This is a genomic window from Solilutibacter tolerans (assembly GCF_900155935.1).
GTDB classification, from domain to species: domain Bacteria; phylum Pseudomonadota; class Gammaproteobacteria; order Xanthomonadales; family Xanthomonadaceae; genus Solilutibacter; species Solilutibacter tolerans.
This window is the reverse complement of the sequence record NZ_FTLW01000001.1, coordinates 254,716-270,193: the sequence shown is the minus strand read 5'-3', so window position 1 is coordinate 270,193 and position 15,478 is coordinate 254,716. Positions and strand designations below refer to the sequence as shown.

Genomic DNA, 15,478 nt, shown 5'->3' with positions numbered 1-15,478 from the left:
CGCAGCTCTGGGTAACAAAGCATCGACGCCGACGCGCCACCCTCAATCCGAACACCATCATGACCACACGCAACGCGCTCTTCCAGATCCACTGGTTCCTCGGCATTACCGCAGGCATCGTGCTTGCGCTGGTCGGCGTGACGGGCGGCTTGCTCAGCTTCGAAGATGAGCTACTCAAGGCCTGGAACCCGGGCGTGATATCGGTCCAGGCACGTGGCACCGCGCTTTCCCCCGACGCCTTGGTGGCGCGCATCCGTGAGCAACGTCCCGATGACCGCATTCAGTCGTTGGCGCTCTCTCGTGATGCCACCGATGCAGCACGTGTAGGCTTTGCACCGGCGAAAGATGCCGCTCGCGGCCCTGGTGGTCGCGGGCCCCGCGGTGAAAGCCGCTATGTGAACCCATATACCGGCGAGCTGCTAGACAAGCCGCGCGGCGAAGGTTTCTTCCGCACAACCATGCAATTGCATCGCTGGTTGGCGATGGATGATGTTGGCAAACAGATCGTCGCATTCTCGACCGTTGCATTGATCTTCTTCTGCTTGTCGGGTCTTTACCTGCGCTGGCCCCGTCGTTGGCACAGCTTGCGCACTTGGCTCGCGTTGGATTGGAAGCAGAAAGGTCGCAACTTCCTTTGGCATTTGCACTCCATCGTCGGTACGTGGGTGTTGATTGCATACCTGATCATGTCGCTCACAGGTCTATGGTGGTCATATGGCTGGTATCGCGATGCGGTGAACAAATGGGCTGACATGCCTAGCCAGCAGCAACCACGTGGTGAAGGCGCTCGCGCAGGCGGCGGTCGTGGCGATGCGAGCAAGCAACGCAAACCAGCTGATGTCGATGTGGCCGCAGCATGGAACGCATTCCAGAGAACGGTGCCTGAGTGGAGCACGGCCACCTTGCAATGGCCACGCGAAGGCGGCGGTCTGCAATTCCGTTACCTGGATACCGATCCCGCGCACGAACGCGCCAATAACACGCTCGAACTTGATCCCTTCACGTTCGCGGTCGAAAAGCATGAGCGCTACGACGCCCGACCGTGGAAGCAAAAGATCGCAGGCAGCATGTTCGCCCTGCACCGTGGCAGCTTCTTCGGTGTGGGTGGTGTCATCCTCTTCATGATCGCCAGTCTGCTGATGCCGCTGTTCGCCATCACCGGATGGATGCTTTATCTGGAACGCCGCAAGCGCCAGCGGGAAGCGAAGCGACTCGCCACATCACTCATCCCACCGACCAAATCCGTCAATGGCGAGCGCGTACTGGTGGCGTACGCCAGCCAGACCGGCAATGCCCAACGACTGGCTTGGCAAACAGCAGCCGAGCTCAATAAAACCGACAACCACGTTGAAGTTAAGTCGCTCGCCGAACTCAAGCCTGATGATCTCGCGAATGAAGCTCGCGTGCTGTTTGTGGTCAGCACATTCGGCGAAAGTCAGCCGCCGGATGGCGGTCGCGCGTTTGCCCGCCGCATGCGCGCGATGCAACCCGGCAGTTTGCGCGGCCTGCGCTACGGCATTCTCTCCTTGGGCGATAGTGAGTACGGCGAGGATTATTCCGGGTTCGGCCGCGAGCTGGAGCACTGGCTGCATGTCGCCGGTGCAACGCCGCTCTTCGACCGCATCGACGTGGACGCCATGGATGCCGGCGCACTACGCCATTGGCAACATCATCTTGGCGTAATGTCTGGCCGCACCGATATGGCCGACTGGACTGCGCCGACTTACCAGCACTGGTTGCTGGCCGAACGCCTCCACCTCAACCCAGGTAGCCCCGGCGGCGCGGCTTTCCACATCGCGCTGATGCCCCCTGCCGATACGCGCGTGACTTGGCAGGCCGGCGACATCATCGAGATCGGACCACGTCATTCCGATACTCGGGTCAACGACTTCCTTACCGCCACTGGATTTGATGGCGATCACGCCATGGTGGTCGATGATGCAATGACCTCGCTCCGCCACCTGCTTGCGCACTCACTCCTTCCCGAGGTGCAAGCGGTTCGCGGCATGGCAGTCGGGGCCCTGATCACCCAACTCAAACCGCTTCCCCACCGCGAATATTCCATCGCATCACTGCCCGCCGATGGCAGCGTGCAATTCGTGCTGCGTCGCATGCTGCTGCCCGATGGCACACCGGGCCTGGCCAGTGGCTGGCTGTGTGACCATGCATCCGTCGGTGACCAGATTAATGCGCGCATCCGCAGCAACCCAAACTTCCACGCTCCCGATTCCACGCGACCGATGGTCCTGATCGGAAACGGCACGGGTATTGGCGGACTGCGTGCACACTTGAAAGAACGAATTGCCGCAGGCGCGCATCGCAACTGGATGCTGTTTGGTGAACGCAGTGCTACATCGGACCGCTTGTATGGCGCAGAACTGGAAGATTGGCTGCAGAGCGGCGTACTCACGCATCTGGACCGCATTTTCTCACGCGATGGCGATGGCCCCCACTATGTTCAGGACGCCTTGCGTGCGAACACTTTGCGCCTACGCGAGTGGCTGGACGAAGGTGCCGCAATCTACGTCTGTGGCAGCTTGCAAGGCATGGCACCCGGTGTCGATGCGGTACTTGTCGATGCCATCGGACAGGATGCCGTGGACGCCTTGGTCGAAGCTGGACGTTACCGCCGCGACGTCTACTGACGAGTCATGACTCAATCACGCCGCTAGCCGGCGCAATGCGGATCACCAGCGCTTCGCCGGCCCCTTCCACAGCGCAGCGCCTGCGTTCATCGCCAGCGCGGATCAATACGGTATCCCCGCGCGCTAGGCCATCACCCTGCCCTGACCCATCAGCGACCTGGGCGGAACCGGCCAGCAAGTGGACCACCCAGATCTCTCTGGCCTCTGCGAACACCACCATGCTGCCGACCATCGGGCGTCGCCAAAGCTCGGCCTCGACGCGCCCACGTCGCCACATCAGGTTGAAGTCCCGTGTCGGGCCATCGATCAAGCGGCTGTACAAACCTCTCCCCCCATCGAATCTGAATCGCGGGCTTTCCGGAGTAAGCGCATGGGCATCGCCATCCTCAAAATCGAACTGCATCCCTGCACCTTCGAGCAGATAGATCTCCCGCTCGATGTCTGGCAAATGCGAGAACGGGCCGTCCGACTCCACATCCGCGACCGACAACCGCCAGTCCCAATCCGGGTTACCTGCACCAGTGGCGATTTCCCGGGTCCGGCCGCCGCCATTGAACCAACGCTGAGGCTGCACCGCGTCCAATCGGATGATGTCGATGGGTTTGATCTGCATGGAAACAGTCTATCGAGACTGAATAAAGATCGCCCGATTGGCCATCCTGACCACTCGGGCAACCCTGACTTCCTTGTATCGGCTTCCTGCCTGTCCTGACGGGCTCTCCCTAGCCCCACGCGACGGCCTTCCCGGCCGACTCGTTCCTTAGGCCTCAGCGCTGCGTGGCCTTGGCCCGCTTCAATGTGGGAATAGCCGGCTGCGATTTGCTTGCACGTGCCACCGGCACCATCGCCCGGCCGGAGCCGACGGTGATGCGGTCGCGATTCTTCTCAACGGTCTTCAGGCCGATTCCCTTGACCATCGCCAGTTGTTCGATGCTCTTGAACGCGCCGTTCTCGCGGCGGTATTCAACGATGGCTTGCGCCTTGGCCGGCCCCACGTTGAGCAATACCTCGTCCAGGGTCGCGGCATCCGCCGTGTTGATGTTGACGACCTCAGCCGCCAGCGCCTGGCCGCACAGCGCCAGTGCGAGCATGAGCGAGACGAGGAAGCGATTTAAACGATTCATGAGATGACTCCCGTGTGTGGTTGGATTCCGTTCCCGTCAGCGTTTCCGCCCGGTGAATCCAGTCTCCGCATCGGCATGGCAATAACCTATCGCCACAATCCCAGCGCCACAGCCAGCCAACTCCCCGTTGGCGTGTAGGAAAAATCCGAACGCCCCTCCAAGCTCACGAAGCCCAAATCCCCGTCCCGTTAGAATTCAGTATTCACCACTCACTGGAGCTCCAGATGTCCAGCAGCGTCCTCGACACCGGCAAGCTCGGTCAATTCGTCAATGCCAAATGGGACGACGAAATCGTTCCGCAACTGGTTGATTACATCGCCATTCCCAACAAATCGCCGATGTTCGACCCCGACTGGCAGGCCCATGGCTACATGGACCAGGCCGTCACCCTGATGGAAAACTGGGCCAAGGCGCAGAACATCCCCGGCATGGCACTGGAGGTAGTGCGTCTGGAAGGCCGTACACCACTGATTTATATCGATATTCCGGCTAGCGGCGAATCGGTCGGGGATGATTGCATCCTCCTTTACGGCCACTTGGACAAGCAGCCAGAGATGACCGGCTGGGACGATGACCTGGGCCCGTGGAAGCCGGTGTTGAAGGGCGACAAGCTCTACGGCCGCGGTGGCGCGGACGATGGCTACGCCATCTTCGGCTCGCTCACCAGCGTGATGGCGCTGCAGGCACAAGGCCTGCCGCATGCGCGCTGCGTGGTCTTGATCGAGGCCTGCGAGGAATCCGGCAGCTATGACCTGCCCGCCTACGTCGATCACTTGGCCGATCGCATCGGCAAGCCCTCGCTCGTCGTGTGCCTGGATTCGGGTTGCGGCAACTACGAGCAGCTGTGGTGCACCACGTCGCTGCGCGGCCTGGCCGGCGGCAATCTGCGTATCGATGTACTGGAAGAAGGCGTGCACTCGGGCGATGCGTCGGGCATCGTGCCGTCTAGCTTCCGCCTGCTGCGCCAGCTGCTGGATCGTGTGGAAGACGAAGCCACCGGCAAGATGAAGCTGGATGGGCTCTACGTCGACATTCCGGCCGAGCGCCTGACCCAGGCGAAGAAGGCCGCCGAGGTGCTGGGCGACGAAATTTTCGACAAATTTCCGCTGGTCAGTGGCCTTAAACCAATGGGCGAGGACAATGTAGACCGCGTGCTCAACCGCACCTGGCGCCCAGCCTTGTCGATCACCGGCGTCGATGGCATGCCCCCGCTGTCGTCGGCGGGCAATGTGTTGCGCCCGCATACGGCGGTGAAATTGTCGCTGCGCATCCCGCCGACGCTCGATGGCGAAGCCGGCGGAAAATTGCTGCGCGATACCTTGCTAAAGGATCCGCCGAACAATGCCAAGGTCACATTCGAGCTGGAGAAATCATCATCGGGCTGGAACGCACCGGCGTTGTCTGCGTGGCTGGCAACCGCCATCGACCAGTCTAGCCAGGAGGTCTTCGGCAAACCGGCAATGTATATGGGTGAAGGTGGCAGCATCCCCTTCATGGGCATGCTGGGCGAGAAATTCCCCGGTGCGCAGTTCATGATCACCGGCGTGCTGGGCCCGCATTCCAACGCGCACGGACCCAATGAATTCCTGCACATCCCGATGGGCAAGAACGTCACCGCCTGTGTTGCGCACGTGATCGCTGCACACCACGCGGCCAGCCTGCGCGGCGAGACGACCGGCGTCGCGGTCGCGCCCGATAGCGGCACCCGCAACGGCGACCACGGCTGCTGTTGAGGCGATCCGCAAGCATCGCAGCAGCGGCCTGCTGCGATGCAACAGCATCGTCATCGCAGGCTTGCTAGCATCGCCCGGCACAACACCAACCTAGGGGAGTCACATGTTCGAGGGGTTCTTTGGTTACATCATCGGCGGCGCAGTCATTGGCATCATCGCGCGTCTGCTCAAACCCGGTGCCGAGGCGATGGGTTGGATCATGACGATAGTGCTGGGCATCTTGGGTGCAGTGATCGGCGGCTGGGCTGCGGCCAATTTCGGCCTGCAAGGCTTCATGACCTGGGTGGTCGCGATCGTCGCTGCCATCATCCTGCTGTTTGCTTATGAGGCCCTGCGCAAGAAGCGCCCTGCAGGCCGCTGATTCAAGCTGGTTTTACCGAAACGCCCCGCTAATCCGGGGCGTTTTCTTTGGACAGCACTGTTATGCTTGACCCGATCCGCCACGGGAACGTCCATGCCCTTGTTTGGTAGCGAAAACTGGTTGTACATCGCCTTCATCGGACTCATCGTCGGCCTGCTGGCGCGGCTGCTCAAACCCGGCCGCGACCGCATGGGCCTGATCCTCACCACCCTGCTCGGTATAGGTGGCGCATTGCTCTCCGGCTTCGTTGGCCAGCACTTTGGCTGGTACTCGCTCGGGCAACCCGCAGGCTTCATTGGTGCCCTCATCGGCGCGATCGCCATCCTCTTGGTCGTCGCCCTGTTTCGTCGTCCGCGCGAACGCCGCATCTTTAAAAACAAACGCTGACCCTCTGCATGAATCGCGAAACCGAACGCCTCGCCTGGGCGCGCCAAGCGCTGTCCAACCCCACCGTCGAACTGGAACGCGCCTCCACCGATGCCGGCTTCCGCAGCTATTGGCGCACAGTAGGAATGTCGCCTTCGCGCATCGTCATGGACTCGCCTCCCGACAAGGAAGACGTGCGTCCGTGGCTGGCCATGCGCGATGTGCTCGAATCCGGTGGCGTGCGCGTGCCGCAAGTACTCGCGCGCGATGTGGATTCCGGTTTCCTGGTGTTGGAGGACCTCGGCGTCAACACTTATCTGCATGACATCGATGAGGCCAATGCCGATGCGATGTTTGATGCCGCCATCGACCAATTATTGAAGCTGCAGGCAACCCAACCACCCACCGATCTTCCCCGCTTCGACGAAGCCACGATCACCCGCGAACTGCGCATGTTCGATGAGTGGTTCTGCGGCAAGCACTTGGGAATGACACTGGCCTGTGACGACATGGAAGTGCTGGATGGCGCTTACCGTCATTTGATTGATGCCGCAGAAGCACAGTCGCAAGTGCTGGTGCACCGTGATTTCATGCCGCGCAACCTGATGCAGGCCGAGGGCGGCCCCGCCGTTCTGGACTTCCAGGACGCGGCGGTGGGGCCGATCGCCTACGACGCGATCTCGCTGTTCAAGGATGCGTTTCTCAGCTGGCCCAATGATCGTGTCGATGCCTGGCTTCGCCACTACCACGCACGCGCCACAGCTTCTGGCCTGCCGCTGCCACTGCTTGATCGCTTCCTGCGCGATGCCGACCTGATTGGCGTGCAACGCCACATCAAGATCATCGGCGTGTTCTCGCGTCTGCACTATCGCGACCACAAACCGAAATACCTCACCGACGTGCCGCGCTTCTTCGTGTATCTCGATGAGGTATTACCCAAGTATCCGCAACTGGCCGGCCTGCACGCTTTCATTGAAACCAAGATCAAGCCGGCCATCGCCGCACTTGAAGCCACACATAACGACGCCCCGGCATGAAGGCACTGATTTTTGCCGCGGGTCTCGGTGAGCGCATGCGTCCACTCACCGACCACACGCCCAAGCCACTGCTGCAAGTCGGCGGCAAGCGATTGATCGTCTGGCACCTGAAGAAGCTGGCCTCGATGGGCATCACTGATGTCGTCATCAACACCTCGTGGTTGGCGGATCAGTTTCCGTCGACGTTAGGCGATGGCGCCGATTTCGGCCTGCGCCTGCACTACAGCTACGAAGGCCCATCACCCCTCGAGACGGGCGGCGGCATGTGGAATGCGATGACGCTACTGGGCAATGCGCCATTCCTTGCTGTTAACGGCGATATTTGGTGCGATGCCGATTTCAGTCAGCTGCCACGCGAACCCGAAGGGCTGACGCATCTGGTCATGGTCGATAACCCTGCACACCATTTGAAAGGCGACTTCGCGCTGGACGAATCAGGACGCCTGCATTCGACAGGCGATATGCGATTGACGTTTTCGGGCATCGGTGTGTATCGACCGCAACTGCTGGATGATTGGCGCGATGTCATCGGCGACACGCCCGGCGCGGACCAGACAGCGCCACGCTTCCAGCTGGCACCGCTGCTACGCGCGGCGATGGCCAAAGGCATGGCGACTGGCACGCATCATCAAGGCCTGTGGACCGATGTCGGCACGCCGCAACGATTGGCCGAGCTGGACGCGCGATTGATTGCAACCCAACCTGCAGATTGACCGGTCCGCGACCATCTGGCTTGCTGGCGCGTACCGACTTCAATGGATAACGCCCAGCCGACGCACGACAAAAATGAGGCCGAGCTACTACGCGCGGCGCGGCGTGGGGACCAAGCGGCCTTCGCAGCGCTCTATCGGCTGCATGCTAAGGCGATCCACTCCCTGGTGCTTAGGTTATCTGGCAGCGTAGAAACCGCCGAAGACATCACCCAGGACACGTTCCTCAAGGCCATGCGCTTCCTGCCTGGCCTGCGCGCCGAGCTGCCACTGCGTCCTTGGCTGAAGCGCACGGCGTCCAACGCACTGATCGATCAGTTCAGAAAGCAATGGCGCTCGCTGCCGTTGCCTGGCGACGACTTCATGGCCGATGCAGCCGCTTTACCTGAATCTGATGCAGAAATCGCTGGCCTGCTGCGACGACTCCCACCCGCCGCTCGTACCTTGGTATGGCTGCACTTGATGGAAGGCTGGTCGCACAAAGAATTGGCAGCCCGATTCGGCCACACTGAAAGCTGGTCGAAATCCGTGCTTTCCCGTGCACTCAAGCAACTTCGCACAAACCTGTCTGACGACGAGAAAAACTCCTGTGAATGATCAACTCCTCAAGCAGCTACGCGATTTACCCGATGCAAAGCCATCTGACGCGGTTTGGGAAAAGCTGGCGGCGGCACGGCAGCGACAGGTTCGTCGCCAACGCGGCATGGTCGCTGGCGGCAGTGCTTGCGTGGCCCTTGCCGTAACGCTGCTCATCAACCTTGGCCTCAAACCGGGCGATGACAGGGCTGCTCCCGCCATCGCCACTACACGCGCGCCAACATCCACCATACCCGCGGTGTCGAACACGCCTTCCGAATCCCTGCATCACATCGATCGCGAACTGCAACTTGCCTATGCGCGCAACGCAGACGATGCCGAGCTGGCTTCGCTGTGGGCCGTGCGCCGGGGCCTGATCCATTCCCGCACGGACAACGTGCAGCCCCTCGGCATCTGATCAAGGAGCCGTAATGAATATCCGCATCATCGCCCCCGTATTCGCCGCCTTCATGGCTCTGCCCGTTACCGCACAAGACAACCCGACGCTGCAACGGGAAGTTGAAACCGCGCTGGTGCGCGCCGCTGAAAGCGGCACGTTGTCCACCACAGGACATACCACCACGCTGCGCAGCCAGGCGCGTGTGCGTTACGAGCTTGGTGCCGTGGTGGATGTGCGCAATGCCAACGCCAGCGGCCTACCAGTGCTGGCGGTTACACCGGGCTCGGCGGCCTCGCGCCTGGGCCTGCAAGCAGGCGACCGATTGCTCGCGATCAATGGCCGTAAGGTCGGTACGCAGGCCAGTCAACTGCAGCAGGCCATCGATGCGGGCGGCGGCAAGCTTGCTGCATCATGGTCACGTGCCGGCAAACAGCTGGCCGCCAATGACACAGCCGATGCGGTGGCAATCCCTGCCTTCCAATTGGTCGTCGGCGATACAAACAGCAAAGGATGCGGCTTCGTGTCCGATCAACAGGGCGTGGTGCCCAAGAGCGAAGACACCTACCGCGGGGAAATCACTCGCATCGATGGGCGCAGCACGCCGTTAGCGGGCTTGTACCAGTACGAACTGCCGACCGGCCGCCATGTCCTTACCATCGCAGAGAAAATCGATCGTCACCGTATGAGCCTGCGTGTGCAAAGGACAGCGCATTTGGCAAATCGATTGAAGACGGCGGCGCAGTCTTACAAGACTCTCGTGATCGATGTGAAGCCTAATACCAGCTACCTCATCGGTGTACGGCTGCTGGAAGACAAACTGGACAACGATTCGATCCGTCGCAATGCCTACTGGGAACCGGTGATCTGGGAGACCCGGGCGCAGGCCTGCCGCTGACTGAGGCCTTTGTGCTAACTGCCCAACACTTCTCGCAAAAATGGCACCGTCACGCGTCGTTTCGCGGCCAGTGATTCACGGTCCAATCGTTCGAACAAGACAGTCAAGCTACCCAGATCGCGTTCGACGCGCTTGAGCAGCCAATCAATCGCCGCATCGTCCATCGCCAAACCTCGGCGCTCCGCGCGCAAGCGCAGAATCGCCGCACGGGTTGAATCATCGGCTGGTTGCAGGCGAATCCGCGTCAACTGCGACAAGCGCGAGCGCAAGTCAGGCAGCACCAGACCCAATGCATCCGGCACCTCACGCGCGGTGTACACAACGCCCGCGCCAACGGTGCGGGCCGCATTATGAAAATCGAACAAGGCGACTTCGTCTTCCCGCTTTCCTGCGATGTGTTCGATGCCATCCAGCGCGATACGCATGTCGGGCTGTGGCGCAGGCAGCGCTTCGCGCAGCCGCCCTGCCATGGCCACCAACGGCAAGTAGGTCGCTGTTTTTGCCAACGCATCGACTTCCGCACAAAAACCCAGCGCCAAATGCGTCTTGCCTGCGTCATGCGGACCAACGAAATACAGCCACTCCGCACCACTTGCAGCAAGCGTGCTCAATTGCGCCAACGCGCCTGCGGGCGGAGCAACGAAAGCATCAAGGCGCTGGTCCGGCGGGTAACGCAGCGACAGCGGCAATTGCCGGGAGGTCTTGCTCACGCGTCGGGCGAAGGCGCAGCGGGTGCCTCAATCGCCACGGGTGCAGGCGTGGCCTGACCCATGGTCTCACCCTGTTCGCCGATATAGGTTTTGCTGTGGCGATACCGGTCCACGCAATAACGCAGCAACACGTTGAGCACGGCTGCTCCTGGCAACGCCAGCAACATGCCGACGAAGCCGAATAATGCGCCACCAGCCATCACCGCAAAGATCACTACCATCGGATGCAGGCCGATGCGGTCGCCCACCAATTTCGGTGTGAGCACATAACTTTCGATGACCTGCGCCACGCCCCACACTACAGCGACGCCGGCAACACCCTGCCAACCCAAACCTTGCACCAATGCGGCGATCGTCCCCATCACCACCACCGAGGTCGGGCCGAGATAAGGCACGAAGCTGAGCATGCCACCGATCAGACCAATCAAGATGCCGATCTTCACCCCGAACAGAGCCAGGCCCGCGCCATACATGATCGCCAATGCGATCATCACCAGGAATTGCCCGCGCAGGAAACCGCTCAACACATCGTTGGATTCCTGCGCCAACTTGGTGACAGTCGATAAAGAGTCGCGCGGAATCAGCGAAGCCACACGTTCGACGAACACATCCCAGTCACGCAAAAAGAAGAACGCCAGAATCGGAATCAGCACCAGGTTCACCAGCCACATCACCATTCCGATGCCCGAGCGCGACACATAACCCAGCACCGCCGTCGCAATACCGCCCACACGTTCCCAGTGCTCGCGCACCATCTCGATCAAGTGCTTGCTATCGAACCAGGCAATCAAATCGAAGTTGAATTTGGCCTGCACCCACGGGACCAGCTGACCGGTGAACCAGTTGGCAAGCCACGCTTGGTACTCCGGCAAGGACTGGGTCAATGTCCCGACCTGGCGCACGACGACCGGCACCAGAATCAACATCACGATCAGCAAGATCAGACACATCGCCGAAAACACGGCGGCGACCGCCGTATTACGACTGGCGCCGCGTGCTTCAATCCGGTCTACCAACGGATCTCCCAGCCAGCCCAGCATCGCTGCAATCACGAACGGGGCGAGGATTGATGAGAGCTTCGATAGCAGCCAACCGATGGCGACCACGACCACGACCCACTGAACCTTGCGGACGAAACCGGCCAGTGTTGCGAGCGAAGCCTGCGAGGAAGAGTCCATCGATGTCATCCGTGATTGGTGTTCAACGCACGTCGAACTGCGTGCTGTCTTCGTCTTCGCCGACAGCCGTAATCACGCCCTCACGCGCCGCGGCGCCACGGAACTTGACCAGGCCTTCCTTCAACTCCAAGGTGAAGACGACGCTGCCCGGCGTGGCCGATACAGGCACGATGCGGCCAATCTGCGGATGACGCTCCAGATAGCCGATCAAACCAAGGTATTCCTGCGCATTGTCGATGCCGGTGAAGGTGAGGCTGACGGTTTGCGAACGCACCACCGGCTTTGGCGGCACACGGCGCACGTACTTGCGAATCAGTGCATCGTTCACGACATCCGCGCCCGATGCGATCACCCGGCGCGGATCGGAACCGGCATTCGAATCCTTGGCGGAAACGCGGCCGTTGTCCACGAAGACCCAGTCCGCCTTCCAGCCCGAGCCAGCTCGCTGCACCTTGCCGATCAGCTGCATGGCCGGCTTGTACGCCTTGGACAGGCGCGCGACGGCACCGGTGTCACCCCGCCAGATGGCCCCGACGATCGCTTGCTCGGCGGCGCTGCCCTTCGGCAGACCCAGGCCAAACCCCAATGCCTTGGCACGATCCAATGCGGTGCGCGCCACGCTGGCTTGCGGCAGAGCCACCAGACGCGGCCCGCTGCCATCGTCCAGCGCCAACCACAAGACGGGTTTCGGACGCGGGTTGGGCCACGCCACGACACCGATTTGCTTGGCCAGCTCGTCCACCTTGGACGGTTTGAAGCGAACGATCAGGGTGGTGCCGAAGGTAGGCGCGCCGGTGGTCGGCGAAATGCCCTCGTCCTGACGATAGTCGTAGCTGGCGACGTAATCCTTGGCGTTGCGGACTTCGTCACCCACGCCGGGGCGTTGCTGGGGCGCGCGCTCGCCGGTCAGCTTGCTGAGCACCTGGATCAGGCCGCGGGAAAAGCCGTTGTTGCGCTCGGCCGCCGATTGGGAGCGAACCGACACTTCAGCGTCGTAAGCGCCCTGCGCGGACGCGCGGCTGCCCTCCACACGCTGTGCCTGTGCGGTGCCCATTGCCAGCACCAGCATCGCCGCCCATGTCCATCGAATCGTTGCGCGCATCGCCATGAGTTCCGGGTTTCCTAGGGGGAATGGTGCCGCAGCCGGGCGGATGCGTCCATCACGGGCCATTTCGGGGGGGTGAGCCGGGCTGTTAAAATCGCCCGTCCCCAAGCCGCGAGCCGCCCGTGAATCAGCCTACTTCCCTGACCTACCGCGACGCCGGTGTGGATATCGACGCGGGCAACGAGCTGGTCGAGCGGATCAAACCGCTGGTCAAGAAGAGCTTCCGGCCCGAGGTGATGGGCGGTCTGGGCGGTTTTGGCGCGATGTTCGACCTCTCGGCCAAGTATCGCGAACCGGTGCTGGTCTCCGGTACCGATGGCGTCGGCACCAAACTGAAACTGGCCCAGCAACTGGGCCGCCACGACACCATCGGCATCGATCTGGTGGCGATGTGTGTGAACGATGTGCTGGTGCAGGGCGCCGAACCGCTGTTCTTCCTCGATTATTTCGCGACCGGCAAGCTGGATATCGACACCGCCGCGGCCGTGGTGGGCGGCATCGCACAAGGCTGCACGGAATCCGGCTGCGCCTTGATTGGCGGCGAAACCGCCGAAATGCCCGACATGTACCCCCCGGGTGAATACGATCTGGCCGGTTTCTGCGTCGCGGGCGTCGAAAAGAGCGAGATTCGCGATGGCGGGCGCGTGCGGGCCGGTGACGTACTCATCGGCATCGCCTCCAGCGGTCCGCACTCGAATGGGTACTCGCTGATCCGCAAGATCCTGGCCCGCACCGAGACACCGATGGGCTATGACTTGGGTGGGCAGACACTCGAAGACGCACTGATGGCCCCGACCCGCTTGTACGTGAAGCCGGTGCTCGAACTTCTCCGCGGCCCTCACGGCGCGGACATCCACGCGATGGCCCATATCACCGGTGGCGGCATCACCGAGAACATCATCCGCGTCATCCCCGATGGCCTGGCCTTGGATATCGAAGCGGCAAGCCTCCAGCTGCCCGCCGTGTTCCAGTGGCTGCAGAAGGAAGGCGCAGTGGCCGATGCCGAGATGTGGCGCACGTTCAACTGCGGCATTGGTTTCGTGTTCGTCGTGCCGGCATCGGCAGCCGATGCAGTGAGCGCAGAGCTCGATCGCATGGATCTGGCACCGCGCACGATCGGTCGCGTGGTCGAAGCAGGCGATGGCGATGAGCGGGTCCGAATTGGCTGAAACCGACGCGGCAAAGCGGCGTCGGCTGGCGGTGTTGGTCTCCGGCCGAGGCAGCAACCTGCAAACGATCCTCGATGCCATCGCGGCAGGCACGCTGGATGCAAAAATTGTCGGCGTATTCTCAGACAAACCCGACTGCATCGCGCTGACGCGGGCCCCGCAACACCTGCGCTGGTCTCGCGCGGCCAAGACTTACGCGGACCGTCGCACCTTCGATTCAGAGCTGAGGGATGCGGTCGCGGCAAGCCAGCCGGACTGGGTGGTCTGCGCGGGCTATATGCGCATCCTGGGCAGTAATTTCGTCCAGCGCTTTGCAGATCGGCTGATCAACATCCACCCTTCCCTGCTGCCGAAATACCCAGGCCTGCATACGCATCGCCGCGCCCTTGAAGCGGGTGACAGCGAACACGGCGCGAGCGTGCACTGGGTCATCCCGGAGCTCGACGCTGGCACCGTCATCGCACAGGCCCGCATCCCCGTCCTGCCCGGTGACGATGCGCAATCGCTGGCCGCACGCCTGCTCCCGGCCGAGCACGAGCTTCTGGTCTCGGTATTGCGCGATGCGGTAGCAGGCCAGCTGGCGCTCCCCGGCCCCGTCTGAACCAAAAAGTCCGTTCTGGGATGTGGTCATGCTGCGTTTACACGCAGATAGCTACATTGCCGAACCTGAATACTTGAGATTGGATTACATGTCGGCCTTACGCTCGATCGCCCTGACCAGCTTGTTGCTGCTTCCGGTCTCCGCCGGGGCGGTAGCACAGGCAAATACCGTGCAGGCTCCCGTCGCGCTGGAATCGACGACGACACTCGCGCCTTATGTGATGCGTCCGTTCTCCGGCACGTATCAGGTATTTCGCGGCGAAAAACCCCTGGGCCAGGCCACCATGCGCTTGGTGAACACTGGCGGCGCGCGCTGGCGCATCGATTTGAACATCGTCGGCACTCAAGGCTTGGCCGGCGCTGCGGGTGTCAACATCCAGCAAAGCACCGTATTCGATACATCAGGCGACCAGTACCGACCAATCTCGCAAAGCACCGTGCGCCACGCCCTGTTCGCTACGCGCAAGACCGTAGGCACCTACAACTGGAGCAGCAAACAAGCCAGCTGGAGTGGCGACGTGAAAAAGTCGCGGCGCGGTCGCGTCATCCCTCTCCAGCCTGGCGACATGAGCGGCTTGCTGATCAATCTTGCGGTGATGCGTGATGCCAAGCCAGGCGCTTCTCTGCAGTATCGCTTCGTGGATGATTCACGCATGCGCGTGCAAAGTTACGCCGTGGCTCCGGCAACCGAAAATATCACCATCGGCGACATCAGTTACGACGCAATGCGCATCGATCGCACCAATGCCGGCGAGGACCGCACCACTGTGTGGTTCACTCCGGAAGTGCCGTTACCGGTGCGCATCCACATGAAAGATGGCGATGATGCATCGCTCGACCTCGTGTTGACCCAATACAAGGGAGTTTGA

At 61.6% G+C, this 15,478-nt stretch carries 16 protein-coding genes and 1 pseudogene; 12 read left to right on the top strand and 5 right to left on the bottom strand.

The genetic code is table 11. The annotated features are described in order from the left end of the window. Positions 1 to 59 precede the first annotated feature (59 nt). Positions 60 to 2,645: a PepSY domain-containing protein gene (locus BW989_RS01320; RefSeq protein WP_076584701.1), complete on the top strand. Its 2,586-nt coding sequence runs from the start codon at positions 60 to 62 to the stop codon at positions 2,643 to 2,645. A 4-nt stretch (positions 2,646 to 2,649) separates the two neighbouring features. Here BW989_RS01320 and BW989_RS01315 read toward each other — a convergent pair whose 3' ends face one another. Then, positions 2,650 to 3,258, bottom strand: coding sequence for a HutD/Ves family protein (locus BW989_RS01315; protein ID WP_076584700.1), 609 nt, complete (start codon positions 3,256 to 3,258; stop codon positions 2,650 to 2,652). Positions 3,259 to 3,412: 154 nt separating this feature from the next. After that, complete coding sequence (locus tag BW989_RS01310; protein ID WP_076584699.1) at positions 3,413 to 3,769, bottom strand: ComEA family DNA-binding protein; 357 nt, start codon at positions 3,767 to 3,769, stop codon at positions 3,413 to 3,415. Between the two features lie 224 nt (positions 3,770 to 3,993). On the opposite strand from BW989_RS01310, the gene BW989_RS01305 reads away from it, so the two are divergent. The 8 genes from BW989_RS01305 (at position 3,994) to BW989_RS01270 (ending at position 9,847) form a co-directional block, all read left to right on the top strand. Next, entirely contained in the window at positions 3,994 to 5,502 is a 1,509-nt protein-coding gene (locus BW989_RS01305; protein ID WP_076584698.1) for a M20 family metallopeptidase, read from the top strand. A gap of 103 nt (positions 5,503 to 5,605) precedes the next feature. Next, positions 5,606 to 5,863: a GlsB/YeaQ/YmgE family stress response membrane protein gene (locus BW989_RS01300; RefSeq protein ID WP_076584697.1), complete on the top strand. Its 258-nt coding sequence runs from the start codon at positions 5,606 to 5,608 to the stop codon at positions 5,861 to 5,863. Positions 5,864 to 5,956: 93 nt separating this feature from the next. Then, a complete protein-coding gene (locus BW989_RS01295) occupies positions 5,957 to 6,250 on the top strand; it encodes a GlsB/YeaQ/YmgE family stress response membrane protein (RefSeq protein ID WP_076584696.1) in 294 nt (97 codons plus the stop codon). A gap of 8 nt (positions 6,251 to 6,258) precedes the next feature. Continuing rightward, positions 6,259 to 7,266 carry an aminoglycoside phosphotransferase family protein gene (locus BW989_RS01290; RefSeq protein WP_076584695.1) on the top strand — a complete coding sequence of 336 codons (1,008 nt, stop codon included), beginning with the start codon at positions 6,259 to 6,261 and terminating at the stop codon, positions 7,264 to 7,266. After that, on the top strand, positions 7,263 to 7,979 hold the full coding sequence (gene murU, locus BW989_RS01285) for an N-acetylmuramate alpha-1-phosphate uridylyltransferase MurU (protein ID WP_076584694.1): 717 nt from the start codon (positions 7,263 to 7,265) through the stop codon (positions 7,977 to 7,979). Before BW989_RS01290 ends, murU begins: the two co-directional genes overlap by 4 nt. 42 nt (positions 7,980 to 8,021) lie before the next feature. Continuing rightward, positions 8,022 to 8,573 carry an RNA polymerase sigma factor gene (locus BW989_RS01280; protein ID WP_076584693.1) on the top strand — a complete coding sequence of 184 codons (552 nt, stop codon included), beginning with the start codon at positions 8,022 to 8,024 and terminating at the stop codon, positions 8,571 to 8,573. Further along, positions 8,566 to 8,970, top strand: coding sequence for a hypothetical protein (locus tag BW989_RS01275; RefSeq protein ID WP_076584692.1), 405 nt, complete (start codon positions 8,566 to 8,568; stop codon positions 8,968 to 8,970). Before BW989_RS01280 ends, BW989_RS01275 begins: the two co-directional genes overlap by 8 nt. A gap of 13 nt (positions 8,971 to 8,983) precedes the next feature. Continuing rightward, positions 8,984 to 9,847 carry a PDZ domain-containing protein gene (locus tag BW989_RS01270; RefSeq protein ID WP_076584691.1) on the top strand — a complete coding sequence of 288 codons (864 nt, stop codon included), beginning with the start codon at positions 8,984 to 8,986 and terminating at the stop codon, positions 9,845 to 9,847. Between the two features lie 14 nt (positions 9,848 to 9,861). On the opposite strand, the gene hda is transcribed toward BW989_RS01270, so the two are convergent. The 3 genes from hda to BW989_RS01255 are packed head-to-tail and all read right to left on the bottom strand — an operon-like array spanning position 9,862 to position 12,837. After that, positions 9,862 to 10,557 carry a DnaA regulatory inactivator Hda gene (gene hda / locus BW989_RS01265; protein WP_076584690.1) on the bottom strand — a complete coding sequence of 232 codons (696 nt, stop codon included), beginning with the start codon at positions 10,555 to 10,557 and terminating at the stop codon, positions 9,862 to 9,864. Continuing rightward, on the bottom strand, positions 10,554 to 11,735 hold the full coding sequence (locus BW989_RS01260; RefSeq protein WP_076585247.1) for an AI-2E family transporter: 1,182 nt from the start codon (positions 11,733 to 11,735) through the stop codon (positions 10,554 to 10,556). Before BW989_RS01260 ends, hda begins: the two co-directional genes overlap by 4 nt. A 22-nt stretch (positions 11,736 to 11,757) precedes the next feature. Beyond that, positions 11,758 to 12,837, bottom strand: a complete 1,080-nt coding sequence (locus BW989_RS01255; RefSeq protein WP_165688533.1) for a DUF2066 domain-containing protein — start codon at positions 12,835 to 12,837, stop codon at positions 11,758 to 11,760. Between the two features lie 143 nt (positions 12,838 to 12,980). On the opposite strand from BW989_RS01255, the gene purM reads away from it, so the two are divergent. The 3 genes and pseudogenes from purM (at position 12,981) to BW989_RS01240 (ending at position 15,478) form a co-directional block, all read left to right on the top strand. Further along, the gene (purM, locus tag BW989_RS01250; RefSeq protein WP_076585245.1) at positions 12,981 to 14,009 is read left to right on the top strand and encodes a phosphoribosylformylglycinamidine cyclo-ligase; all 1,029 of its coding nucleotides are present in this window, start codon (positions 12,981 to 12,983) and stop codon (positions 14,007 to 14,009) included. Next, positions 13,987 to 14,601: pseudogene (gene purN / locus BW989_RS01245) on the top strand (phosphoribosylglycinamide formyltransferase); the annotation flags it as partial. The gene purM and the pseudogene purN, both read left to right, overlap by 23 nt. A 97-nt stretch (positions 14,602 to 14,698) precedes the next feature. Beyond that, positions 14,699 to 15,478 (top strand): DUF3108 domain-containing protein, encoded by a 780-nt coding sequence (locus tag BW989_RS01240; protein ID WP_076585243.1) that lies wholly within the window; start codon positions 14,699 to 14,701, stop codon positions 15,476 to 15,478.

Coding starts and splice junctions, on each gene's coding strand:
- BW989_RS01310 (WP_076584699.1), bottom strand. CDS start 3,769: ATGAATCGTTTAAATCGCTTCCTCGTCTCGCTCATGCTCGCACTGGCG.
- BW989_RS01300 (WP_076584697.1), top strand. CDS start 5,606: ATGTTCGAGGGGTTCTTTGGTTACATCATCGGCGGCGCAGTCATTGGC.
- BW989_RS01295 (WP_076584696.1), top strand. CDS start 5,957: ATGCCCTTGTTTGGTAGCGAAAACTGGTTGTACATCGCCTTCATCGGA.
- BW989_RS01240 (WP_076585243.1), top strand. CDS start 14,699: ATGTCGGCCTTACGCTCGATCGCCCTGACCAGCTTGTTGCTGCTTCCG.
- BW989_RS01290 (WP_076584695.1), top strand. CDS start 6,259: ATGAATCGCGAAACCGAACGCCTCGCCTGGGCGCGCCAAGCGCTGTCC.
- BW989_RS01260 (WP_076585247.1), bottom strand. CDS start 11,735: ATGGACTCTTCCTCGCAGGCTTCGCTCGCAACACTGGCCGGTTTCGTC.
- BW989_RS01270 (WP_076584691.1), top strand. CDS start 8,984: ATGAATATCCGCATCATCGCCCCCGTATTCGCCGCCTTCATGGCTCTG.
- murU (WP_076584694.1), top strand. CDS start 7,263: ATGAAGGCACTGATTTTTGCCGCGGGTCTCGGTGAGCGCATGCGTCCA.
- BW989_RS01280 (WP_076584693.1), top strand. CDS start 8,022: ATGGATAACGCCCAGCCGACGCACGACAAAAATGAGGCCGAGCTACTA.
- BW989_RS01255 (WP_165688533.1), bottom strand. CDS start 12,837: ATGCGCGCAACGATTCGATGGACATGGGCGGCGATGCTGGTGCTGGCA.
- BW989_RS01320 (WP_076584701.1), top strand. CDS start 60: ATGACCACACGCAACGCGCTCTTCCAGATCCACTGGTTCCTCGGCATT.
- BW989_RS01305 (WP_076584698.1), top strand. CDS start 3,994: ATGTCCAGCAGCGTCCTCGACACCGGCAAGCTCGGTCAATTCGTCAAT.
- BW989_RS01315 (WP_076584700.1), bottom strand. CDS start 3,258: ATGCAGATCAAACCCATCGACATCATCCGATTGGACGCGGTGCAGCCT.